This window comes from Mycobacterium shunyiense (assembly GCF_058270035.1).
On record NZ_JBZDPT010000046.1, the window covers coordinates 1 to 23,252 of the forward strand.

The 23,252-nt window shown below is 66.4% G+C and carries 18 protein-coding genes and 1 rRNA gene; 10 read left to right on the forward strand and 9 right to left on the reverse strand.

The genetic code is table 11. The features are described 5' to 3' along the window. Positions 1 to 212 precede the first annotated feature (212 nt). Positions 213 to 326 (forward strand): 5S ribosomal RNA (rrf, locus tag AC4ELS_RS26620). Between the two features lie 119 nt (positions 327 to 445). On the opposite strand, the gene AC4ELS_RS26625 is transcribed toward rrf, so the two are convergent. Together AC4ELS_RS26625 and AC4ELS_RS26630 are read right to left on the reverse strand one after the other, a co-directional pair. Further along, positions 446 to 943 (reverse strand): methylated-DNA--[protein]-cysteine S-methyltransferase, encoded by a 498-nt coding sequence (locus AC4ELS_RS26625; protein ID WP_448447816.1) that lies wholly within the window; start codon positions 941 to 943, stop codon positions 446 to 448. Further along, the gene (locus AC4ELS_RS26630) at positions 940 to 2,433 is read right to left on the reverse strand and encodes a DNA-3-methyladenine glycosylase 2 family protein (RefSeq protein ID WP_499050113.1); all 1,494 of its coding nucleotides are present in this window, start codon (positions 2,431 to 2,433) and stop codon (positions 940 to 942) included. Before AC4ELS_RS26630 ends, AC4ELS_RS26625 begins: the two co-directional genes overlap by 4 nt. 87 nt (positions 2,434 to 2,520) lie before the next feature. Between AC4ELS_RS26630 and glsA the strand changes: the two genes are divergently transcribed. Then, positions 2,521 to 3,804, forward strand: a complete 1,284-nt coding sequence (gene glsA, locus AC4ELS_RS26635) for a glutaminase A (RefSeq protein ID WP_499049996.1) — start codon at positions 2,521 to 2,523, stop codon at positions 3,802 to 3,804. Here glsA and AC4ELS_RS26640 read toward each other — a convergent pair. After that, the gene (locus AC4ELS_RS26640; protein ID WP_064885716.1) at positions 3,801 to 5,405 is read right to left on the reverse strand and encodes an adenylate/guanylate cyclase domain-containing protein; all 1,605 of its coding nucleotides are present in this window, start codon (positions 5,403 to 5,405) and stop codon (positions 3,801 to 3,803) included. The genes glsA and AC4ELS_RS26640 overlap by 4 nt on opposite strands. Before the next feature lie 46 nt (positions 5,406 to 5,451). On the opposite strand from AC4ELS_RS26640, the gene nucS reads away from it, so the two are divergent. Together nucS and AC4ELS_RS26650 are read left to right on the forward strand one after the other, a co-directional pair. Continuing rightward, positions 5,452 to 6,123: an endonuclease NucS gene (gene nucS / locus AC4ELS_RS26645; RefSeq protein ID WP_064961210.1), complete on the forward strand. Its 672-nt coding sequence runs from the start codon at positions 5,452 to 5,454 to the stop codon at positions 6,121 to 6,123. Beyond that, complete coding sequence (locus AC4ELS_RS26650; protein ID WP_064885714.1) at positions 6,123 to 6,404, forward strand: Rv1322 family protein; 282 nt, start codon at positions 6,123 to 6,125, stop codon at positions 6,402 to 6,404. Before nucS ends, AC4ELS_RS26650 begins: the two co-directional genes overlap by 1 nt. Here AC4ELS_RS26650 and mce read toward each other — a convergent pair. Next, positions 6,401 to 6,877 (reverse strand): methylmalonyl-CoA epimerase, encoded by a 477-nt coding sequence (gene mce / locus AC4ELS_RS26655; RefSeq protein ID WP_499050000.1) that lies wholly within the window; start codon positions 6,875 to 6,877, stop codon positions 6,401 to 6,403. The genes AC4ELS_RS26650 and mce overlap by 4 nt on opposite strands. 82 nt (positions 6,878 to 6,959) lie before the next feature. On the opposite strand from mce, the gene AC4ELS_RS26660 reads away from it, so the two are divergent. The 3 genes from AC4ELS_RS26660 to AC4ELS_RS26670 are packed head-to-tail and all read left to right on the forward strand — an operon-like array spanning position 6,960 to position 9,502. After that, positions 6,960 to 8,141 carry an acetyl-CoA C-acetyltransferase gene (locus tag AC4ELS_RS26660; RefSeq protein WP_064961200.1) on the forward strand — a complete coding sequence of 394 codons (1,182 nt, stop codon included), beginning with the start codon at positions 6,960 to 6,962 and terminating at the stop codon, positions 8,139 to 8,141. 55 nt (positions 8,142 to 8,196) lie between these two features. Then, positions 8,197 to 8,580: a DUF3817 domain-containing protein gene (locus AC4ELS_RS26665; RefSeq protein WP_110917082.1), complete on the forward strand. Its 384-nt coding sequence runs from the start codon at positions 8,197 to 8,199 to the stop codon at positions 8,578 to 8,580. A 13-nt stretch (positions 8,581 to 8,593) separates the two neighbouring features. After that, positions 8,594 to 9,502, forward strand: a complete 909-nt coding sequence (locus tag AC4ELS_RS26670; protein WP_498883336.1) for a tetratricopeptide repeat protein — start codon at positions 8,594 to 8,596, stop codon at positions 9,500 to 9,502. An 83-nt stretch (positions 9,503 to 9,585) separates the two neighbouring features. Here the strand turns inward: AC4ELS_RS26670 and glgB are convergent, their stop codons facing one another. Both glgB and AC4ELS_RS26680 read right to left on the reverse strand, forming a co-directional pair. Beyond that, on the reverse strand, positions 9,586 to 11,793 hold the full coding sequence (gene glgB / locus AC4ELS_RS26675) for a 1,4-alpha-glucan branching protein GlgB (protein ID WP_064885736.1): 2,208 nt from the start codon (positions 11,791 to 11,793) through the stop codon (positions 9,586 to 9,588). Between the two features lie 7 nt (positions 11,794 to 11,800). Next, positions 11,801 to 13,897, reverse strand: coding sequence for an alpha-1,4-glucan--maltose-1-phosphate maltosyltransferase (locus AC4ELS_RS26680; RefSeq protein ID WP_064885706.1), 2,097 nt, complete (start codon positions 13,895 to 13,897; stop codon positions 11,801 to 11,803). A 200-nt stretch (positions 13,898 to 14,097) separates the two neighbouring features. On the opposite strand from AC4ELS_RS26680, the gene AC4ELS_RS26685 reads away from it, so the two are divergent. From AC4ELS_RS26685 to AC4ELS_RS26695, 3 genes are all read left to right on the forward strand, one after another. Continuing rightward, positions 14,098 to 16,689 carry a glycosyltransferase family 1 protein gene (locus AC4ELS_RS26685; RefSeq protein ID WP_064961197.1) on the forward strand — a complete coding sequence of 864 codons (2,592 nt, stop codon included), beginning with the start codon at positions 14,098 to 14,100 and terminating at the stop codon, positions 16,687 to 16,689. Further along, positions 16,686 to 17,534 carry a Vgb family protein gene (locus AC4ELS_RS26690; protein ID WP_448447831.1) on the forward strand — a complete coding sequence of 283 codons (849 nt, stop codon included), beginning with the start codon at positions 16,686 to 16,688 and terminating at the stop codon, positions 17,532 to 17,534. Before AC4ELS_RS26685 ends, AC4ELS_RS26690 begins: the two co-directional genes overlap by 4 nt. A 98-nt stretch (positions 17,535 to 17,632) precedes the next feature. Further along, entirely contained in the window at positions 17,633 to 18,361 is a 729-nt protein-coding gene (locus AC4ELS_RS26695) for an MspA family porin (RefSeq protein WP_448447833.1), read from the forward strand. 4 nt (positions 18,362 to 18,365) lie between these two features. Here the strand turns inward: AC4ELS_RS26695 and AC4ELS_RS26700 are convergent, their stop codons facing one another. The 3 genes from AC4ELS_RS26700 to AC4ELS_RS26710 all read right to left on the reverse strand — a co-directional run bounded on the left by AC4ELS_RS26700 (position 18,366) and on the right by AC4ELS_RS26710 (position 23,215). Further along, a complete protein-coding gene (locus AC4ELS_RS26700) occupies positions 18,366 to 19,808 on the reverse strand; it encodes a neutral zinc metallopeptidase (protein WP_064885697.1) in 1,443 nt (480 codons plus the stop codon). A gap of 93 nt (positions 19,809 to 19,901) precedes the next feature. Next, positions 19,902 to 21,944, reverse strand: a complete 2,043-nt coding sequence (locus AC4ELS_RS26705; protein ID WP_064961195.1) for an ATP-dependent DNA helicase — start codon at positions 21,942 to 21,944, stop codon at positions 19,902 to 19,904. Then, positions 21,941 to 23,215, reverse strand: a complete 1,275-nt coding sequence (locus AC4ELS_RS26710) for a nicotinate phosphoribosyltransferase (protein WP_499050116.1) — start codon at positions 23,213 to 23,215, stop codon at positions 21,941 to 21,943. The genes AC4ELS_RS26705 and AC4ELS_RS26710 overlap by 4 nt, the downstream gene beginning before the upstream one ends. Positions 23,216 to 23,252: the final 37 nt, after the last annotated feature.

Below are 23,252 nucleotides of genomic sequence, written 5' to 3' on the forward strand. Positions count from 1 at the left end.
GGAAGCCCAGTAATGGGTGAAGGGAACTGGCACTAACCGGCCGAAAACTTACAACAACCAACAAACACCAAATGTTTGATGGGTTTCAGTAAGACGCACACCAAGCCTCGCAACCACAATTCATAAACACCCACACACTTGTGTATGGAGTGCGATACCGCACCCCACCACCAAAACACAAAGGTTTACACCCAGAAACGGGTGAATAAAGTTACGGCGGTCCATAGCGGCAGGGAAACGCCCGGTCCCATCCCGAACCCGGAAGCTAAGCCTGCCAGCGCCGATGATACTACCCTCTCGGGTGGAAAAGTAGGACACCGCCGAACACAAATTAAGTCCCGAGCCCTCCAATTTCGATTGGAGGGCTCGGGCATTTTTGTATGTCGGGACTTTTTACTAGAGGCGCGTTTTCAATTCGATAATCGAAAACGCGCCTCAGTGTCGGTTAATTGAAAAGTGCCGGCATTGTGCGGCTCTTCTCCAATTCCAGCAATGCTCGCTTGCGGTCGAGTCCGCCGCCGTATCCGGTGAGGCTGCCATTGGCGCCGATCACCCGATGGCACGGCACGATGATTCCGATCGGATTGTGCCCATTGGCCAGTCCGACCGCGCGTGATCCGCTCGGCGATCCGATCTGGCGCGCGATCTCGCCGTAGGAGCAGGTTTCCCCGTACGGGATGGTTTGCAGGGCCTCCCACACCCGGCGCTGAAACTGGGTGCCCACCATGTCCAGTTCCAGTTCGAATTCGGTGAGGTCGCCGGCGAAGTAGGCGGTCAGTTGGTCGACGGCGTCGGGGAATGCTGCGTCGTCGCGCTCCCACCCTTCGCGGCTCGGTTCATACGTCTGATCGACCATCCGGAGATGCCTGAGCCGGCCATCGCGGCCGGCCAGCGTGAGTAGACCGACCGGGCTGTCCATCGTGCGGTACTGCAGTGTCGTCATGACTTCTCCTCTGGATCGTGCGGGGGCCATTCGTTCACCGCGTGGTCCAGGGTGGTCCACAGGTGTTGTGTCGCATAGGCGCGCCACGGGCGCCACTGCGTGCTGTGCTCCACGAGGCCGTTCGCCGGCATGCCCAAGTGTTCGGCAGCAGCGCGCACCCCGAGATCGGTGGCAGGGAAGGCATCTGGATCACCGAGGCCACGCATCGCGATCACCTCTGTGGTCCACGGCCCCACCCCGGGAAGCGCAAGCAACTGCTCGCGGGCGCGGTCCCAATCGCAGCCGGGGTCCAGGACCAGATCGCCGTCGGCGATGGCCTGAACCATGGCCGCCACCGTCCGTCTTCGTGAGGCCGGCATCGCGAGATGCGCTGGATCCAGCCCGACGAGATCCGTGACGTCGGGAAAGACGTGGGTCAAACCGCCCGTGTCGCCGGAGATCGGTGTTCCGTAACCGGCGACCAGGCGACCCACATGCGTACGTGCAGCCTTGATCGAGACCTGTTGGCCGATCACCACCCGGAGCGCCAGTTCGGTTTCGTCGACTGTGCGGGGAATGCGTTGTCCGGGCGCCTTGGCCACCACCGCCGCGAGCGCTGGATCCACCTGTAGCGCTTCCACGACCGCCTCCGGGTCGGCATCCAGGTCCAACAGCCGTCGACACCGCGCAATGGCGGCCGACAGGTCACGGAAATCGTCGAGCACCAACAGGCAGCGGACATGGTCTGGTTGAGGTGCCAGGCCGACCACGCCATGACCGTGTGGCAGTCGCAGGGTGCGCCGGAACTGCCCGTCGCGGACCTCCTCCAACCCTGGCACCGCACTGGCCGCCAGATGGCCGAACAAACCTTCGTAGGAGAACGGGGTCCGCACCGGCAGCCGTAGTGACACAACACCGGGAGCGGCGGACGCCGCGGTGGTGAATTTGCTCCGGGCCCGTTGGCGAAGCTGGGTGGGCGTGAGATCGCACACCGCACGGACGGTGTCGTTGAACTGCCGGATGCTGGCGAAACCCGCGGCGAACGCGACATCGGCGAACGGGATCTCGGTGGTTTCGATCAGGACCCGAGCCGTCTGGGCACGCTGGGCCCGAGCCAGGGCCAGGGGATTGGCCCCCAGCTCGGCCTGCAGGATGCGTTGCAGCTGCCGGCTGGTGTACCCGACGCGGGCGGCCAGCCCCGTCACCCCTTCGCGGTCCACGATGCCGTCGGCGATGAGCCGCATGCACCGCGCGACGATGTCGCCGCGCACGTTCCATTCCGGGGAACCGGGCGAGGCGTCGGGACGGCACCGTTTACAGGCCCGGAACCCGGCCGCCTGGGCGGCCGCCGCGGTCGGATAGAACCGCATGTTCCGGGCGAAAGGTGGGCGCACCGGGCAGCTGGGACGGCAGTAGATACCTGTGGTGAGCACGGCGGTGACGAACCAACCGTCGAACCGTGCGTCCTTGGATTGGACTGCCCGGTAGCAGCGGTCGAAATCTTCGTGCATGCGTTCCACGATGGCACGGTATCCAGCGCTGCACTAGCGGAAAAACGACATGGTCGTGGGGCTTGGCTCGCGGTTAGACTTCGTCCTGTGGCCGAGCTGGTGCAGCAGTACCTGGACCGGATTCGTGCCGAGCAGATCGATACGCGGGATGGTGCCCTGGCAAACTACATCCCCGAACTCGCCAACGTCGACCCCGAGGGTTTCGGGCTCAGCCTGTCGTCCTCGGACGGCTATGTCTACGAATCCGGCGATGCTGCACTCGAATTCACCATCCAGTCGATTTCGAAACCGTTCACGTATGCGCTGGCGCTGGACCTGATCGGCCAGGATGCGGTGGACGCCAGGATCGGGGTGGAACCCTCCGGTGAAGCGTTCAACGAGATCAGCGTCGACGATGTGACCAAGACGCCGAAGAACCCGATGATCAACGCTGGTGCGATTGCAGCGGTTTCGCTGGTCCCCGGAGCGGGTCCCGATGAGCAGTTCGACCGCATCCACGACTTCTACTCGGCATGTGCGGGCCGACGACTCGAGATCGACATGGATGTCTATGACTCGGAGAAGGCCACGGGCAATCGCAACCGCGCGATCGCCTACATGTTGGCCAGTTTCGGTGTGCTGGACGGTGATCCGGATGACGTGCTGGATGTGTACTTCCGGCAGTGTTCGGTCAAGGTGACCAGTACCGACCTGGCGCGCATGGCCGCCACGTTGGCGCGGGGTGGGCTCAATCCGTTGACCGGGAGACGGGTGATCGACGCACACGTGGTGCGCCGCACCCTCAGTGTGATGGTGACCTGCGGGATGTACGACGCGACAGGCGATTGGATCAGTGCTGTGGGCATGCCCGCCAAGAGCGGCGTCGGCGGTGGCATCGTGGCGGTGCTGCCCGGCCAACTCGGCATCGGCGTCTACTCGCCGCGTCTGGATGCTCGCGGTAACAGTGTGCGCGGCGTACAGGTGTGCCGAAACCTGTCTTCGCAGCTGGGATTGCACTTCCTCAGCGTCACTCGTGAGTCGTCATCGACCTTGCGGGCCGTGTTCGACGCAGGGCCGGGCATCCGGGTCTACGAGGTCCAGGGAGACCTCTTGTTCGCCGGAGCCGAGCAGGTGCTGCGGACCGCCGACCATGACCGTGGTCGGTACGACGTGGCCGTGCTGGACGTCACCCGCGTCGACGACATCAACGACGCTGCCCGCGGCATGCTCACCGGGATGCGGGCCAACCTGACCGCAGCTGGCAAGGAGGCCTATCTCGTCGACCCTGACGGTCGTGTGGTGCCTGCCGACCGGCGCGACGATTACGACGCCATCGTGTTCCGCACCCTCGACGAGGCGGTGGATGCGGCGCTGCGGAGGTGTGCAGGCTAGGTCGGCACGGCGACGCGGGTCGGCTCACCGAGGCCTCGCAGGGGGACCGACTCGCCCAGTGACCAACGAGCCCTTTCGGTTTCAGATGCGTTGGCGATGGTGTCCGATGAGGCCACCAGGTGCCCGGGCACCTGCTTGGAGAAATCGCACAACCGTGACGCCTCGTTGACCGGCTCGCCGATCACCGTGTATTCGAAGCGTTCCTTGGCGCCCACGTTGCCCGCCACCACCTGGCCCGCCGCGACCCCGATACCTGCCTTCAGCTCGGGAACCTCGGCACGCAAACGTTGCGCGATCGCCCGTGCGGCTCCAAGGGCTTCGTCCTCGGCGTTGGGAAGAGAGACCGGCGCGCCGAACACCGCGAGGATGGCGTCACCCTCGAACTTGTTGACCAGGCCGCGGTGATTGTCGACTTCATCGACGATGACGGCGAAGAATCTGTTGAGCAGATCGACGACCTCGACCGCGGGCCTGGTGGTGACCAGCTGGGTCGAGCCGATGACGTCGACGAAAATCACTGCGGCGTGGCGTTCCTCGCCGCCGAGGACAGGCTTCTCCTGTTCGGCCAGTGCGGCGACTTCCCGGCCGACATGGCGGCCGAACAGATCGCGCACTCGCTCGCGCTCGCGCAGCCCGTGCACCATGGAGTTGAATCCCCGTTGCAGCTGGCCGAGTTCGGTGCCGTCGAACACCACGAGGTTGGTGTCCAGATCACCCTGCTCGACGCGATTGAGCGCGGCACGCACCACCCGAATCGGGGTCGCGGTCAGGTAGGACAGGATCCACATCAGCAGGAATCCGAACACCAGCGCAAACGAGCCGAGACCGATGACGGCGTAGGCGAATTGGACCGGTGTCAGGTTGTTGAGCGTCACGGCGAACACCGCAGCCAGCATGATGCCCAGGATGGGAACGCCCGAGCTCAGCGCCCATACCACCATGGTGCGACCCATGATGCCCTGCGCCAGCCGGACCGGCGGCGGGCCCGCTTCCAGCGCCTGCGCGGCGACCGGCCGCAGTGCGAACTCGGTGAAGAGATGGCAGCTGACCGACACCACGATGCCGGGAAAACTGATGCCCAGCAAGAACTTCGGAATGTAATTGGTGTCGACCAGACCGTAGAGCGTCGTCAACAACGCGGTGCCCACGCCCCACAGGATCAGCAGCACCCGGGTGAGCCGGAACGGGGCGAGGAAGGTGTTCCGCTGATCCGCGACGGTCGGTGGGCGTTCCTCGATGGCCCAGCGCACGTTGTCGATCACCCGGGTCGTCGCCCAGAACACCCCGACGATCAACGCCGTTCCCATGTAAGCGGGTGCCACGATGAAGGTGATCCAGCGGACCGACGGGTCGAACACAGCCGGCGATGGGAACAACAGGGTGACGATGATCATCGAGATGCCGATACCGAGCAGGTTCCCGAGGATCACGAATGCCGTCAGGATGGCCTGAATGCGCACCCTGCGCCGACGCTGACTCTCCGATACCCGGCCCAATACCCACGATCCGTATTCCGGGGTGTCCGGGATCCGGCTGTTCTGGCGGGTGACACCCTCAAGGACGCGGCCCAGCCGTCGTGCCAGCGATTTGTCGGAGTTCATTGTGGCGTCAGCCTAGTTCGTTCGCCATGCCCTTAAGGTGGATCGGGTGCGCCTCGTGATTGCCCAGTGCACCGTCGACTATGTCGGGCGGCTGACCGCTCACCTTCCATCGGCCCGCCGGCTGTTGTTGTTCAAGTCCGACGGTTCGGTCAGTGTCCATGCCGATGATCGCGCCTACAAGCCGCTGAACTGGATGAGTCCGCCGTGCTGGCTCACCGAGGATGAGGGCGACGGGGCGCCGGTGTGGGTGGTCGAGAACAAGGCCGGTGAGCAGCTGCGCATCACGGTCGAAGACGTCGAGCACGACTCCAGCCACGAACTCGGAGTCGATCCCGGACTGGTGAAGGACGGTGTGGAAGCGCACCTACAGGTGCTCTTGGCCGAACACGTCGAGCTGTTGGGCGCCGGCTACACGCTGGTGCGCCGGGAGTACCCGACCGCGATCGGTCCGGTGGATCTGATGTGCCGCGACGAGCTGGGCCGCTCGGTGGCGGTGGAGATCAAGCGCCGCGGCGAGATCGACGGGGTGGAGCAGCTGACCCGCTATCTCGAGCTGCTCAACCGCGATACCGTGCTAGCTCCGGTGGCCGGTGTGTTCGCTGCCCAGCAGATCAAACCGCAGGCCCGGACGCTGGCCACTGACCGCGGAATCCGCTGCGTGACTTTGGATTACGACCAGATGCGGGGTATGGACAGCGACGAATACCGGCTGTTCTGATGCGCCGTCGGCGTCGTGAGGATCGGCGGTTCGCGCCACCGCCGATGTCACGTCGCGTCGAGACGGGGCCCGACGGTTACGACTACGAGGTGCGGGTGGTTACCGCCTCACGTGCGGTGAAGGTCTATCGATGCCCCGGATGCGACCACGAGATTCGTGTGGCCACCGCGCATGTGGTGGTGTTGCCGGTCGATGTCGGCGATGTCGATGACCGCAGGCACTGGCACACCGCCTGCTGGGCGAATCGGGCCAATCGCGGCCCGACGAGAAAGTGGTCCTAGTGCTCTGAATCCGCGGCCGGTTCGACCAGTTCGATCAGCACGCCGCCGGCATCCTTGGGGTGGATGAAGTTGATGCGCGAGTTCGCCGTGCCCTTGCGGGGAGCTTCGTAGAGCAGCCGAACTCCCTGGCTCCGCAGGCGCTCACTCAGTGCGTCGATGTCGCTGGTCCGGTAGGCCAGCTGCTGCAGACCGGGGCCGCCGCGATCGATGAACTTGGCGATCGTCGACTTCTCGTTCAGCGGGGCCAGCAGCTGGATCTGGGCGCTGCCCTTGGCGGCGCCGCGAACCGAGAGCATGGCCTCACGCACACCCTGGTCTTCGTTGATCTCCTCGTGGAGGACAATCATGCCGAGGTGGTCGTGGTACCACTTGGCCGCGGCATCGAGATCGGGAACGGCGATACCGACGTGATCGATCGCCGTCACCAGCGCGGAAGCGAGTGCGGGACGGGCATCAACCTGTTCGGCGGTCATAACGCAACGGTAACCTTTACCTGAACGTTTGCGTATGTGTGATCGCCCACACAGCTCTTGGACCATGGCTTTGGAGGAAAGAATGACCACGTCGGTGATTGTTGCTGGAGCGCGTACTCCGGTTGGCAAGTTGATGGGCTCGCTGAAGGATTTTTCCGGCAGTGACCTGGGCGCGATCGCAATCCGCGGCGCCCTCGAGAAGGCGAAGGTCGACGCTTCGCTGGTGGACTACGTGATCATGGGCCAGGTGCTGACCGCCGGCGCCGGTCAGATGCCCGCTCGCCAGTCCGCCGTAGCCGCAGGCATCGGCTGGGATGTGCCGGCCCTGTCCATCAACAAGATGTGCCTGTCGGGCATCGATGCGATCGCGCTGGCCGACCAGCTGATCCGCGCCGGCGAATTCGAGGTCGTGGTCGCCGGTGGGCAGGAGTCGATGAGCCAGGCCCCGCACCTGCTGCCCAAGAGCCGTGAGGGCTACAAGTACGGCGATGCGACGCTGGTCGACCACTTGGCCTACGACGGTCTGCACGACGTGTTCACAGATCAGCCGATGGGCGCACTCACCGAGCAGCGCAACGACGTCGACAAGTTCACCCGCACCGAGCAGGACGAGTTTGCTGCTCAGTCGCACCAGAAGGCCGCCGCGGCATGGAAGGACGGGGTGTACGCCGACGAGGTGGTGCCTGTGTCGATCCCGCAGCGCAAGGGTGACCCGATCGAGTTCGCCGAGGACGAGGGCATCCGGGCCAACACCACCGCCGAATCGCTGGGCGGCCTGCGTCCGGCCTTCCGCAAGGACGGCACCATCACTGCCGGCTCGTCGTCGCAGATCTCCGACGGTGCGGCCGCGGTAGTGGTGATGAGCAAGGCCAAGGCGCAGGAGCTGGGTCTGGACTGGCTGTGTGAGATCGGTGCCCACGGTGTGGTGGCCGGCCCGGACTCCACGCTGCAGAGCCAGCCCGCCAACGCGATCAAGAAGGCCGTCGAGCGCGAGGGCATCAGCGTCGATCAGCTGGACGTCCTCGAGATCAACGAGGCGTTCGCTGCGGTGTCGCTGGCCTCGACCAAGGAGCTGGGCGTCGACCCGGCCAAGGTCAATGTGAACGGCGGCGCGATCGCCATCGGTCACCCGATCGGGATGTCCGGTGCGCGCATCACGCTGCACGCGGCGCTGGAACTGGCGCGCAAGGGGTCCGGCTACGCGGTGGCCGCGCTCTGCGGTGCCGGTGGCCAGGGCGATGCCCTGATCCTGCGTCGCCCGTAGTTAACCGACGACTCAAAACGACGCTGCGTAGTAGCTGGCCGTCACTTCGGGCACAATGGCGGCCATGACACGCTCCTTCGACCTGCGCACGGTTTCCGGCTGGTTCCGGCTCATCGCCCTCGCTGAGGCGGTGAGCTGGGCCGGCCTGCTGGTCGGCATGTATTTCAAGTACCTGGGCAGTCCGCGCACCGAGATCGGTGTCAAGGTGTTCGGGCCGATACACGGGGGCGTCTTCGTCGCCTTCGTGGTGGCCGCTCTGCTGGTTGGTATTGCCTGCAAGTGGGGCGTGGGCACCTGGTTTCTGGCGTTGCTGGCCAGCATCGTGCCATTGGGCAGTGTGATCTTTGTCATGTGGGCGGATCGGACTGCCCGCATCGAATCGGGCGGGGCTCCCGCGCTGGTGGCACAACCGGGCGGGACTGTCCCGGAAACGACGTGACAGACTTGATGGCGTGACTCGTCCACGACCTTCTGTGGGGCCGGCGCTGGCCGGCGCTGTTGACCTCTCGGCACTCAAGCAGCGGCCCGCGGCGGGCGCCGGCGGTGGCAGCCCCAGTGCGCCCGGCGGCCCGAATGTCACCGAGGTCAACGAAGCCAACTTCGAAGCCGAGGTGCTGGTCCGCTCCGGTCAGGTGCCGGTGGTGGTGCTGCTGTGGTCGCCGCGCAGCGATTCCAGTGCCGCGCTGGGGGAGACCCTGGCCGGTCTGGCTGACGCCGACAACGGCAAATGGTCCCTGGCGCTGGTCAACGTCGACACCACCCCGAGGGTGGCGCAGATGTTCGGCATCCAGGGCGTGCCCACCGTGGTTGCGCTTGCCGGAGGCCAGCCGATCGCCAGCTTCCAGGGCTCTCAGCCGGCCGACGAACTCCGTCGCTGGGTCGATTCGCTCCTCGACGCGACCGCGGGCAAGCTGACGGGGTCCGGTGACGGTGACGGCGAGGCGGAGCCGGTCGATCCCGAGCTCGCTGCGGCCCGTGCCCACCTGGACGAAGGGGACTTCCCCGCCGCCGCCGCCGCGTATCAGGCGATTCTCGATGCCCAGCCCAACCATGCCGAGGCCAAGGGCGCGGTGCGACAGATCGCGTTCCTGCAGCGGGCCAGCGCGCAGCGCCCCGATGCCGTTGCCGTCGCCGACGCTGCTCCCGACGACATCGACGCCGCGTTCGCCGCGGCCGATGCCGAACTCCTGGCTCAAGAGGTGTCGGCCGCCTTCGATCGGCTCATCGCACTGATCAAGCGCACCGCCGGCGACGACCGGACCAAGGTGCGGACCCGTCTCATCGAACTGTTCGACCTGTTCGACCCCGCCGATCCCGAGGTGGTGGCCGGCCGCCGCAATCTGGCCAACGCGCTCTACTGAGCACTTCGCCGAGCAGACAGAAAACTGCCCCTTTTCACGCGAAAAGGGGCAGTTTTGTGTCTGCTCGGCGGTGGAGTCGCGCGTCAGGCGGGCTCGAACCACAGCATCGCCAGCGGCGGCAGAACCATCACCGCTGAGGCTGGGCGGCCGTGCCACGGCTCGTCGGTGGCCTGCACCGCGCCCATGTTCCCGATACCGGACCCGTTGTAGATCGTCGCGTCGGTGTTGAGCACCTCCTGCCAGTCACCGGCATGAGGTAGACCGAGCCGGTATTCGCTGTGCTCGCTGCCGGCGAAGTTCACCACGCAGGCCAGCACGGAACCGTCGGCACCGAACCGCAGGAAGCTCAGCACGTTGTTGGCGGAGTCGTTGGCGTCGATCCACGAATAGCCCTCGGGGCTGGTGTCGCGGCTCCACAACGCCGGGTGGCGCGCGTAGATCCCGTTGAGATCGCGCACCAAGCGTTGTACGCCGCCGGAGAAGCCCTGCTCGTCGAGCTGGAACCAGTCCAGCCCGCGCTCCTCGGACCATTCGGCCCGCTGTCCGAATTCCTGGCCCATGAACAGCAGTTGCTTGCCCGGATGGGCCCACTGGTAGGCCAGCAGGCTGCGCAGGCCGGCGGCCTTGGCGTGGTCGTCGCCGGGCATCCGGGTCCACAGCGTGCCCTTTCCGTGCACGACCTCGTCGTGGCTGATGGGCAGCACATAGTTCTCACTGAACGCGTACAGCATCGAGAACGTCATCTCGTGATGGTGGTAGCTGCGATGCACCGGGTCATGGCTGACGTAGTCGAGCGTGTCGTTCATCCAACCCATGTTCCATTTCATCGAGAACCCAAGGCCGCCGAGGTTGGTCGGGCGGGTGACGCCGGGCCAGGACGTCGACTCCTCGGCGATGGTGACGATTCCGGGGTTCGCCTTGTGCACGGTGGCGTTCATCTCCTGCAGGAACTGCACCGCCTCCAAGTTCTCCCGGCCGCCGTAGATGTTGGGCGTCCAGCCCCCCTCGGGGCGGGAGTAGTCGAGGTAGAGCATCGAGGCGACGGCATCGACGCGCAGGCCATCGACGTGGTATTCCTGCAGCCAGTACAGCGCATTGGCGACGAGGAAATTGCGGACCTCGGGGCGACCGAAGTCGAAGACGTAAGTACCCCAGTCGAGCTGTTCCCCGCGGCGCGGGTCGGAATGCTCGTACAGCGGCGTGCCGTCGAAACGGCCAAGGGCCCAGGCGTCTTTGGGGAAATGGGCCGGGACCCAGTCGACGATCACCCCGATCCCGGCCCGGTGCAGCGAATCCACCAGGAACCGAAAATCGTCAGGTGTTCCCAACCGGGAGGTCGGGGCGTAATAGGACGTGACCTGGTAGCCCCACGATCCGCCGAACGGGTGCTCCGCCACGGGGAGCAGTTCGACATGGGTGAAACCCTGTTCCACAACATATTCGGTGAGTTCGGTGGCCAACTGCCGGTAGCTGAGCCCGGGACGCCACGACATCAGGTGCACCTCGTAGGTGCTCATCGGCTCGAACACCGGATTCTGTGCGGCGCGCTGGGTCATCCACTTGCCGTCGGTCCAGGTGTACGAGCTGGTGGTGACGCGCGACGCAGTTTGCGGCGGCACCTCGGTGGCGAAGGCCATCGGATCTGCGCGGTCGGTGGTGAACCCGCCGGCGCCGTGGACGCGGAATTTGTACAGGCCGTCGACCGGGAACCCCGGCCAGAACAACTCCCAGACCCCCGACGAGCCCAGCGCCCGCATCTGGGCCTCGTTGCCGTCCCAGTGATTGAAGTCACCGATCACGCTGACGCCCTTGGCATTCGGTGCCCACACTGCGAACGACACGCCCTCGACGACCCCGTCAGGGGTGGTGAAACTGCGCGGGTGCGCGCCCAGGATCTCCCAGAGCCGTTCATGGCGCCCTTCGGCGAAAAGATGAAGGTCAAGTTCGCCGAGGGTGGGCAGGAACCGGTAGGCGTCGGCGGTGGTGAGGGTGAAGATGGATTCGTCGGCGCCCGGATAGCCGATCTCCAGGCGGTAGTCGGCCAGGCCGGCGAACGGAACGGCCACGGCAAAAAGTCCGGAGTCGATGTGCTGCATGGGGAATCGGTCGCCGCCGATCACCGCCACGACCTTGGCGGCGTGCGGGCGGTAGGCCCGGATCACGGTCCGGCCGTTGTACTCGTGGGCCCCCAGCACCGAATGCGGGTCGTGGTGTTGCCCGATCAGCAGCCGCTGGATGTCCGATGGGTCGGGCCGCAGATGTCTGTCGGTGAGGTGGTTGCTTCTCGTCATCTTGTTCTCATTCCCTGCGTAGCAAGCCCAGTCGTTGCTCATAGGGTACGAGCGGCATGTTCAGCACGTGTGCCACCGCCTTGGCGGGGTCGAGGCGGACGTAATTCGACTGTCCCCATTGATATTCCTCGCCGGTGATCTCGTCGCGTACCCAGAACCGGTCATGCGATTCCATACCCAGTGTCTCCATGTTCAACCACAACATGGCTTCTTCCGGGCCGAACGCGTTGAGCGTGACCACCACGAGCACGGTGTCTCCGGTGATCGGGTCGAACTTGCTGTAGGCCAGCAGTGCGTCGTTGTCGACGTGGTGGAAGGTCAGGGTCCGAAGCTGGCGTAGGGCCGGGTGCAGGCGCCGGATCTCGTTGAGGCGGGTCACGAACGGTTCGAGCGAACGGCCCTCGGCCATCGCCGCCGCGAAATCACGGGGACGCAGCTCGTATTTCTCCGAATCCAGGTATTCCTCGCTGCCCTCCCGGACGGCTCGGTGCTCGAACAGTTCGAAACCCGAATACATGCCCCATGACGGGCTCATGGTGGCGGCCAGCACCGCGCGGATCGCGAACATCCCGGGACCGCCGTGTTGCAGCGACTCGTGCAGGATGTCGGGCGTGTTGACCCACAGGCTGGGCCGTGCGCTGTCGGCGTTCGCGGTGATCTCGTTGCCGAACTCGGTCAGCTCCCACTTGTTGGTACGCCAGGTGAAGTACGTGTAGGACTGGGTGAAACCGCGCTTGGCCAGCCCGTAGAGCCGGGCGGGACGGGTGAAGGCCTCGGACAGGAACAGCACGTCCGGATCTTCGTTCTTGACCGCGGCGATCAGCCAGACCCAGAAGTTCGGCGGTTTGGTGTGCGGGTTGTCGACGCGGAACACCTTGACACCGTGCGAGATCCAGAACCGCACCACCCGCAGCACCTCGTGGTACAGGCCGGCGGGATCGTTGTCGAAGTTGAGCGGGTAGATGTCCTGGTATTTCTTGGGCGGATTCTCCGCGTACGCGATGGTGCCGTCGGGCAGTACCGTGAACCACTCCGGATGCGCTGCGGCCCATGGGTGATCCGGCGCGCACTGCAATGCGAGATCGAGTGCCACCTCGACACCTTGTTTTCGGGCGGCGGCCACGAAGTCGTCGAAGTCGTCGATCGTGCCGAGTGCAGGGTGCACGGCGTCGTGGCCGCCCTCGTCGCTGCCGATGGCCCACGGTGACCCGACGTCGTCCGGTGCGGCGGTGACCGCGTTGTTGCGTCCCTTGCGATGCACCTTGCCGATCGGGTGGATGGGCGGCAGATACACGATGTTGAAGCCCATGCGGGCGATCCGGGGCAGCTGCTCGGCGGCGGTGGCGAATGTCCCGTGCACGGGATGTCCGGCCTTGTCCCAGCCGCCCGTGGACCGCGGGAACATCTCGTACCACGACGAGAACCTGGCCAGCGGCCGGTCCACCCAGACACCGTATTGCTCACCGCGGGTGACCAACTCGCGCAACGGGTACTGCTCGAGCAGTTCGGTGACCTCTTCGGACAGTGCCGCCCCCGCACGGCGGAACGGGTCACCGGGGATACGCAGTGCCGCGGCGGCCTCGATCAGCGGATCGCGCAGTTTGCGGGGTACCCCCGCGGCAGCGCGCTCGAGCAGACGCGCCCCGACCAGAAGGTCGTTGGACAACTCGGCTTCGCTCTGACCTGCGCCGAGCTTGGCCTCGACCGCGTGCCGCCAGGTGGACAGCGGATCGCCCCAGCCGTCGACCCGGTAGGTCCACAGGCCGACGGTGTCGGGCGTGAACTGGCCGTGAAAGACATCGGGGGTGTTTCCGGTGGACATCGGCAGGGCCTGGGGCTTGATGCGTTGCGAAGGACGCACCCCCGGGTTGGTGGGCAGCACGGTGTCGATGGGCACCGGCGCGGCCGCGGTGCCGGGTCCGGTCGCCAGCTGCGGGTAGTCCGTACCGAGATACCGCACGACCAAGGTGGCCGCGACCGCGTCATGTCCCTCGCGCCAGACGGTGGCGCGCACCGGCACCACCTCGCCGACGACGGCTTTTGCCGGGAACTGTCCGCCGAAGATCACAGGCGCGACATCGTCGATTCCGATTCGACCGGCCACCCATCCACTCCTCACGTCGTCTCGATCAAGCGGCTGTCTCTCGTGCACTCGCCTTGTCGCGTGTCTGATACCCACCGTAATGGGCTGCCCAATCTGGCGGGCGTTAAGCATGACCAGACCGCCGCTCGTACGGATAACACCGTCTGAACGGATATCGCTCACCGCTGCACGACCCGGAATTGTCAGTAAGGTTGGATCGCGTGAAAGCCCTCAGAAGGTTCACCGTCCGCGCGCACCTTCCCGAGCGGTTGGCGGCGCTGGAACGGCTGTCGATCAACCTGCGCTGGTCGTGGCACAAACCCACCCAGGATCTGTTTGCCATGCTCGACTCCGAGCTGTGGCAGCAGACCAAGGGGGATCCGGTGGCGTTGCTGGGGGCGGTCAGTCCGCAACGGCTGGACGAACTGGCGGGCGACGAATCCTTCCTGGGCCGGCTCGACGAGCTGGCCGCCGACCTGGACAACTATCTGAGCCGCCCGCTGTGGTACCAGCAGCAGATCGACGACGGCGTCGCCATGCCGAAGGGCATCGCGTACTTCTCGATGGAGTTCGGCGTCGCCGAGGTGCTGCCCAACTATTCGGGCGGCCTGGGCATCCTGGCCGGCGACCATCTGAAATCCGCGTCGGATCTGGGGCTGCCGTTGATCGCGGTCGGTCTCTACTACCGCTCGGGTTACTTTCGGCAGTCGTTGACTGCCGACGGTTGGCAGCACGAGACCTATCCGTCGCTGGACCCGCAGGGCCTGCCGTTGCGTCTGCTCACCGACGCGTCCGGGGCACCGGTACTGGTGGAGTTGGCGTTGCCGGAGGCCCGGGAACTGCGGGCTCGGGTCTGGATCGCGCAGGTGGGACGGATTCCGCTGCTCCTGCTCGATTCCGACGTTCCGGAGAACGAGCACGAACTGCGCGGGGTCACCGACCGCCTCTACGGCGGCGATCAGGAACACCGGATCAAGCAGGAGATACTGGCCGGCATCGGCGGTATTCGTGCGATCCGGGCGTTCACCGAGATCGAAAACCTGCCTGCCCCTGAGGTTTTCCACATGAACGAGGGTCACGCCGGATTTCTTGGCGTGGAGCGTATCCGCGAACTGGTCGCGGCGGGACTGGATTTCGACACCGCACTGACGGTGGTGCGTTCCTCGACGGTGTTCACCACCCACACTCCGGTGCCTGCCGGGATCGACCGGTTCCCGGTCGAGATGATCAGGAGCTACTTCGGCAGCCCACCCGGTGGCCCCGCCGACTCCCGGCTCCTGCCCGGTGTGCCGCTGGACCGGGTTGTCGCGTTCGGTGCCGAGGACGATCCGTCGAAGTTCAACATGGCACACATGGGTCTGCGGCTGGCGCAGCGGGCCAACGGGGTGTCGCTGCTGCACGGCCGGGTCAGCCGCGCCATGTTCAACGACCTGTGGCCGGGGTTCGACCGGGCCGAGGTCCCGATCGGCTCGATCACCAACGGTGTGCACGCCCCGACCTGGGCGGCGCCGCAGTGGTTGGCACTGGGCCGCGAGCTGATCGGCTCCGAGGCGGCCGAACCGGCGGTGTGGGAACGCCTGCAGGAGGTCGAACCCGGCCATATGTGGTGGATCCGTTCGCAGTTGCGCGAGACGCTCATCGCCGATGTCCGCGACCGGTTGCGCCGTTCCTGGCTGGAACGCGGCGCATCCGAGGCCGAACTTGGCTGGATCGCAACGGCTTTCGACCCGTCGGTGCTGACGGTCGGGTTCGCGCGGCGCGTGCCGACCTACAAGCGGTTGACGCTGATGCTGCGCGACCCGGAGCGGCTGGAGAAGCTGCTGCTCGACGAGAAACGGCCGGTGCAGCTGATCGTGGCCGGTAAGTCGCACCCGGCCGACGACGGGGGTAAGGCGCTGATCCAGCAGATCGTGCGGTTCGCCGACCGTCCGGAGGTGCGCCATCGCATCGCGTTCCTGCCCGATTACGACATGTCGATGGCCCGGTTTTTGTACTGGGGTTGCGACGTCTGGCTGAACAATCCGTTGCGGCCGCTGGAGGCGTGTGGCACGTCAGGCATGAAGAGCGCACTCAACGGCGGGCTGAACCTGTCCATCCGGGACGGCTGGTGGGACGAGTGGTACGACGGCGAGAACGGATGGGAGATCCCGACCGCCGACGGCGTGGAGGACGAGGCGCGTCGTGACGATCTGGAGGCCGCCGCCCTGTACGACCTGCTCGAGCATGCGGTCACACCCAAGTTCTACGAGCGCGACGAGCATGGCGTTCCGACGCGGTGGGTCGAGATGGTGCGCCACACGTTGCAGGTGCTGGGGCCCAAGGTGCTGGCCTCGCGCATGGTGCGCGACTACACCGAGAAGTACTACATGCCTGCGGCGCTGTCGTTGCGCGAGACTGTCGAGGCCACCTCGGGTGAGCCGTTCGGTGCAGCCAGGGAACTGGCCACCTACCGGCGCCGTGCCCAGGAGGCCTGGCCGAAGATCCAGATCACCGATGTGGACAGCTATGGCCTGCCGGATACGCCGCTGTTGGGGTCACAGCTGACGCTGACGGCCACAGTGCAGTTGGCCGGGCTGAGGCCCGACGAGGTCACGGTGCAGGCCGTGCTGGGCCGCGTGGACGCCGGCGACGTGATCCTGAATCCGGTGACCGTGCCGATGACGCACACCGGATCGGCAGAGGGCGGCACCGAGGTGTTTTCCACGAGCACGCCGCTGCCGGTGGCCGGACCGGTGGGGTACACCGTCCGGGTGTTACCGCACCATCGGTTGCTGACCGCGGACAACGAGTTGGGCCTGGTGGCACTGGCTTGAGTAACGCGCTCAAAGTTCAGCTCGACGGTGGACCGTACGCGCTGGCGGCCGGAAGCGACGGCGCGATGTGGGTGACGCTGGTGCATGCCGGCGCCGTCGCCCGGGTCTCGGCCGCCGGTGAGGTGACCACGTATCCGGTCGCGGAGTGTGCGCGTCCGTCGATCATCGCGGCCGGGCCGGACGGGGCCCTCTGGTTCACTCGCTCCGGTGACGATCGCATCGGCCGGATCACCACGGCCGGCGAGCTGAGTTCGTTCGAATTGCCCGAGGGCAGTTCACCATTCGGCATCACCGCGGGCCCAGACGATGCCATGTGGTTCACCACGATGTCGTCGGGCGAGATCTGCCGGATCGGCACCGATGGGGAGATCAGCAGCCAGGCCGTGGTCGGCGGGGTGCCGTCGATGATCACCAAGGGGCCCGATGACGCGTTGTGGTTCACCCTCAACGAGACCGGCCAGGTTGGCCGGCTGACCGTCGACGGAAATCTCACGGTTCGCGAACTGCCCACTGCCGCAGCCGGTCCGGTGGGCATCGCGGCCACCCACGACGATGCGGTCTGGTTCACCGAGATCCGCGCCGACAAGGTGGGCAGGATCCCGGTCCACGACGCGATCCAGGAGCTCGACCTGCCGGGCAAACCGCACGCGGTGGTCGCCGACCCGACCGATGGCGTCTGGGTCAGCCTCTGGGGTGCCGACCAGGTCGCCCGGATCAGTGGCGACGGTGAGGTGGTGACCATCGACTTGCCGTCCGGAAGCGAACCGCACGGGTTGGCGATCGGTCCCGACGGGGCCTGTTGGGTGGCGCTGGAATTTGGATTCGTCCTGAAAATGCCGACCTGAGTGACCGCCGCCAGCAACGGTCAGGTAAGTACATAGGCAGGTTCCCTTCGGGAACGTGGCGATACGTTCCCGCGGGGAACTGTAACGAGAGGCCGCCTGTGTTGATTCGCTCGTTGGGACTGCTCACGGCCGCGGCCCTGGGATGCGCGGTGTCGGCTGCGCCGGCCTGGGCCGATCCCGTCGTCGCCCCCGAAATCGAGGTGGTGGCCGATGTGTTGCCCAAGCCGGGTGAACCGGCCGATGCCGATCTGGTCGAGTCGACCCCGCCGGCCACCCTCAAAACTCCGGATGGTTGGGACCTCACGGTGTCGGCCAGTGACGAGACGCGGGCCACGGTGCCACCTCTGACGACGGCAATCTCCTCTCGCGAGTATGTCGTCGGTGGTACCTACCGCGGTTTGATGGCGGGCCCCGGCGGCGGCGACGAGCCGCGGGGCACGCTGGAGGCCGGTTACCAGATCGGCTGCGGCATCGACATGAGTACCTCCAACGGTGTCGCGCTGACCGGCACCGTTGGACTCAACTCATCTGTCGGCATTCTCGGCACCGATGTGGTCACGCCCTGGCCCGAGGGCATCCTGCCGGGAGTCGGCTCCAACATCGGCGGCGGCATCACCATCGGACTCAAACCCGGCATCATCAACCTCATCCCGGTGACCGAGAAGGAATTCAAGGGCACCGAGCCGTGGGTGATGATCAGCAACTTCAGGGTGAAGATCGACGGCTGCGTGGGGCAGTCGTTCATCCGGTCCTATGCGGTGCTGACCCGGTCGACCGACGAGTCCGAGGCGGTCCTTGCCTGGTACGGCACCACGAAGGTGGTCTGAGCCGTCACGGGAAGCGCTTCAGGCAGCGCGGCTCGTCACCGAGGATGCCGACCCGGAACGCATCGATGCGGGCGAACCCGGAGGGCACCGACTCTCCGTTGACGTCACTGGCCGCCAACCCGTTGGTGAGGATGCCCGATACCGCCTCGTCGATGTCGCCCGCGGTCAGCAGGATGGTGTCGCCGTTGGGCAGGTTCACGGGCTTGATCATCTTGGCGGTGGCCACGCCGGTCAGGCAGGCGGTGCGCAGCGCCGCCTCGGCGTTGTCGAGCACCAGGCCCCGGGCATGCTGAAGGGCCAGGGTGTAGCGCGAGATCAGCACCGAGAACGCGGTGTTGTCACCACCGGCCAGATCGCCGACGTCGACCTCGTCGGAGGGTGTTGCCAATGCTTGCATCTCGGCCAGGTCGACCACGATGGTGTTGGTGTCAGGGCAGTAGGAGGCCGGGGGGCTGGGCTGTGCGTTCGCGCAGTCCGCCGCCGCCTCGGGCCGGAAGCTGAGCTGCGGGGGGCTCGCCGGTTCGAAGAGGATGTTGAGCGCGTCGACCATCGAGCGCACCCAGTGTTCGGTGATGTCCAGGTCGCCGCTCTGGTCTTCGGGTAGCAGGACCGGAAGGTCGCCGCGCCGCTGGTTGATCTCCTTGCCGTCGATCGCGGCGCAGGCCGCGGGCCCGTCGGTGAACCCGAACTGGAAGGCCGAGATCCGTTCGAACGCCGACCCGTGCTCGTCGATCCCGACCCGGGCCTCGGCCTCGGTGAGCAGCGGGTCGCGGAACGCGATCACTGCAGCGAGCAGTTTGTTGAGCCCGTCGGCGGTACTGAGTGAGAACCGCGGCGAGTCGCCTTGGGCCACCCATCGCATGTAGCTGCCTGCCAGACAGTCGGCCTGCTGTTCGGCGACCAGGGTGGGCGTCTTACGGTTGACCAGTCCGGCCTGTTGCTGGATGGCATGGCCGTACTCGTGGGCGAGCACCATGACGGCGCCCATGTCGCCGTTCTGCCGGCGCAGCCCGGGCATCAGCACGCCTCGGTCCCAGCCGATGGTCCGATCGGGTTTGCAGAACGCGGCGTTGACGAGTCCATAGGTCTCCATCCCGCAGAACCCACCGTCGAAACTCTCGGCGTCCCACGAGATCAGCGCGCGCACCGGCTGGAAGTCACCTTCGAACGCCTCGGAGTAGGCATCCGACCAGTACTCCTCGAGGTCGCTGACGGCGCTGGCGGCGAGGTTGTCGATCTTGCCGCCATCGGAGTTGGTGACCTTGCGTGAGGGCTTCTCGGCGTCGGGGCGCAAACCGCTCGAACCGTCGGTGGCGGGCATGCCGGCAACCGAGAAGGGGTCGCTGAACACCGACACCGCCGTGCCGTCCACCAGAGACGAGCAGCCCGCCAGCGGCAACACCGTGCAGACGGCAAAAGCGAAGCCGAACAGGGCGCGTCGGCTCATGTTGCCGCCTTCCGGTGCACTCTGGCGGCCTTGACCATCCGCGCGGGTAATTGCCGCACACACTAGTTAACCGAGCGAGCGCAGGGTGCAATATCAGCTCGCGCCGCGCAGCCGCTTCAGCGACTGACGTACCCGTTCGGGGTCGGTGGTGGACCAGAACGGCGGCAGTGACGAGCGCAGGTACCCGCCGTAGCGGGCGGTCGCCAACCGGGAGTCGAGCACCGCGATGACGCCGCGGTCATCGGTGTGGCGCAGCAGCCGGCCGGTGCCCTGGGCGAGGAGCAGCGCGGCGTGGTTGGCGGCGATCGCCATGAAGCCGTTGCCACCGTGTGCGCTGATCGCCCGCTGCCGGGCGGTCAACAACGGATCGTCGGGACGGGGGAACGGAATCCGGTCGATCAGCACCAGCGAGAGCGACGGCCCGGGCACGTCCACCCCCTGCCACAGCGAAAGCGTGCCGAACAGCGAGGTCTCCGGATCGTCTGAAAACTTCTGCACCAGAGCCGAAGTGGTGTCCTCGCCCTGGCACAGGACCGGCGTGGACAGCCGTCCGCGCATGACCTCGGCGGCGGCCTTGGCTGCGCGCATCGACGAGAACAGGCCAAGGGTGCGACCACCGGCCGCGGTGATCAGCCCCTCGATCTCATCGAGTGTCCTGCTGTCGGTGCCGTCGCGCCCCGGAGGCGGTAAATGCTTGGCAACATAGAGGATTGCGGATTTGGCGTGGTCGAAAGGTGATCCGACATCGAGGCCGCGCCAGCCTGGTTTGGCCGGCTCATTGTCGTCGGAGAAACCGCCGAGACCCCAGTTGCGCGCCATCGCGTCGAAGTTGCCACCGAGCGTCAGCGTTGCCGAGGTCAACACCGCGGTGGTGTTGGCGAACAGCCTGGTGCGCAACAGTCCCGATACCGACATCGGTGCCACCCGCAGCAGGCTGCGTCCGGGCCGGGGAGCTCCGGTGTTTCCGGCGTTCGGCCCGTCCGACTGTTCCACCCACACCACATCGACGCGGTCGGGTATGGGCGGGACGAACGACGTGAGGATCCGGGTGGCGGTGTCACTGACGTCGCTCAGTGCGGTGACGGCCTCGGTGCGGGCCGAGGCGGCCTGCGGATCGCTGGGCGTGGTGTCGATGGCAGTGCGTGCCGCGTTGGCGGCGTCGCGCAGTGCGGTCAGGTAGGTGCCCAGTTCCTCGTCGAGCACATCGATGCGGCCGGCGTCGAGCTCGTGCAGCATCGAGGACAGCGTCGCAGTCGCGGCCTCGAACCGTTCTGCCAGTTCGTCATCCACCAAACGGGACATCCTGCGGTGTGCCACCGCCATGGAGGTCGCCGACAATTCGGCGGTGGCCACCCCGGTCACCCGGTCGGCCAGTTCGTGAGCCTCGTCGACCACCAGTTGCTCGTACTCGGGCAGCACCGAGAAATCGGAGAGTGCGTCGATGGCCAGCAGTGCGTGGTTGGTGACGATGACGTCGGCGGCCCCGGCCTTCTCCCTGGCGCGCTCGGCGAAGCAGTCGGTACCGAACTGGCAACGCGACACCCCGATGCACTCGCGTGCAGAGACACTGACCTGCGACCACGATCGGTCGGGCACGCCGGGGGTCACCTCGTCGCGATCGCCGGTCTCGGTGTCCGAAGACCATTCCGTCAGCCGCTGCACATCGCGGCCCATGGCGCTGACCGCCATGGGGGAGAACAGCTCGTCCTGAGGCCGGTCCGCCGGCTCCTCGGCCGATCCGTTGTGAATCTTGTTCAGGCACAGATAATTTCCGCGGCCCTTCAGCAGCGCGAAGGTGGGCTTGCGGGGCAGCGCTTCGGCCAGTGAGTTCACCAACCGCGGCAGGTCCCGGTCGACCAGTTGGCGTTGTAGGGCGATGGTGGCCGTCGAGACGACCACCGGTTGCTCGGTCTGCAGCGCGCGGGCGATCGACGGCACCAGATAGGCCAGCGATTTGCCGGTGCCGGTGCCGGCCTGCACGGCCAGGTGTTCCCCGGACTCGAAGGCGTTCGCGACGGCCTCGGCCATCTGGACCTGACCGGGGCGACTGGCACCGCCGAGCCCTTTGACGGCGATCTTGAGGAGATTGGTCACCACATTGGCCACCTCGCGGGATGGCTTCGATTTGGTCGTCATGTCTGGGCCGACGCCATGACCCGGGTGGGAATGGCCGGCTCGCCACGAGAAAGTTTGAGGCCATCCCACGGCAGGCTGTGCAGACCCGCGGCCACCCGTTGGCGCGCGCTGGTCAGGTCGGCGGACGGGTGGTGCCCATCGGCGGGGACGCCGTCGGTGACCAGTGGCACAGTCAGCCGGCGCGCGGTGAGCCCCGTGGGTTCCGAGGGAGCCTGGCCGTGCGGGTAGACCACTTCCTCGACGACCGTGCCCGAGGCCTTGGCCAGCCGGAGCGCCTGTTTGCGGCCACCGTGGGATTCCTTGCGGCTGCTGCGCTTGGCCACCGGGATCCCGTCGACCTCGACCAGCTTGTAGACCATCCCGGCGGTCGGTGCGCCCGATCCGGTGACAACCGAGGTGCCGACGCCATAGCTGTCGACGGGCTCGGCGCGCAGGGCAGCGATCGCGAACTCGTCGAGGTCACCGGAGACCACGATCTGGGTTCCGGTGGCCCCGAGGCCGTCGAGCTGCTGGCGCACCTGACGGGCCAGCACCCCCAGATCGCCCGAGTCGATGCGGACGGCGCCCAGCTGTGGTCCGGCCGCGGCGATCGCGTTGGCCACCCCGGTGGTGATGTCGTAGGTGTCCACCAGCAGGGTGGTGTCGACGCCGAGCGCAGCCACCTGGCCGCGGAACGCGGCCTGCTCGTCGGGGCCGGACTCGGTGGTGTGCAGCAGCGTGTAGGCGTGCGCCGCGGTGCCCAGCGCGGGGACGCCGTAGCGCTGCTGGGCGGCCAGATTGGAAGATCCGGTGAACCCGGCCAGGTAGGCCGCCCGCGCTGCGGCCACGGCCGCCAACTCGTGGGTACGTCGTGAGCCCATCTCGATCATCGGGCGGCCCTGTGCGGCGCTGGTCATCCGGGCAGCCGCCGAAGCGATCGCCGTGTCGTGGTTGAGGATTGAGAGCACCAGCGTCTCGAGGACCACACACTCGGCGAAGGTTCCGTGCACCGAAAGCACCGGTGAACCCGGAAAATAGAGCTCGCCCTCGGCGTAGCCGTCGACGTCACCGCTGAACCGGTAGTTGGCCAGATAATCCAGAGTCGCGGGGTCGAGGAACTCGGAGAGCCCGGTCAATTCCTCCGGCGAGAAGCTGAACTGTGCCAACGCTTCCACAAACCGCCCGGTGCCGGCGACCACGCCGTACCGGCGCCCTTCGGGGAGGCGGCGGGCAAAGACCTCGAACGTGGTGCGGCGGTACGCCGTGCCGTCGCGCAGCGCGGCGGCGAGCATCGTCAGCTCGTACTTGTCGGTGAGCAACGCGACGGTC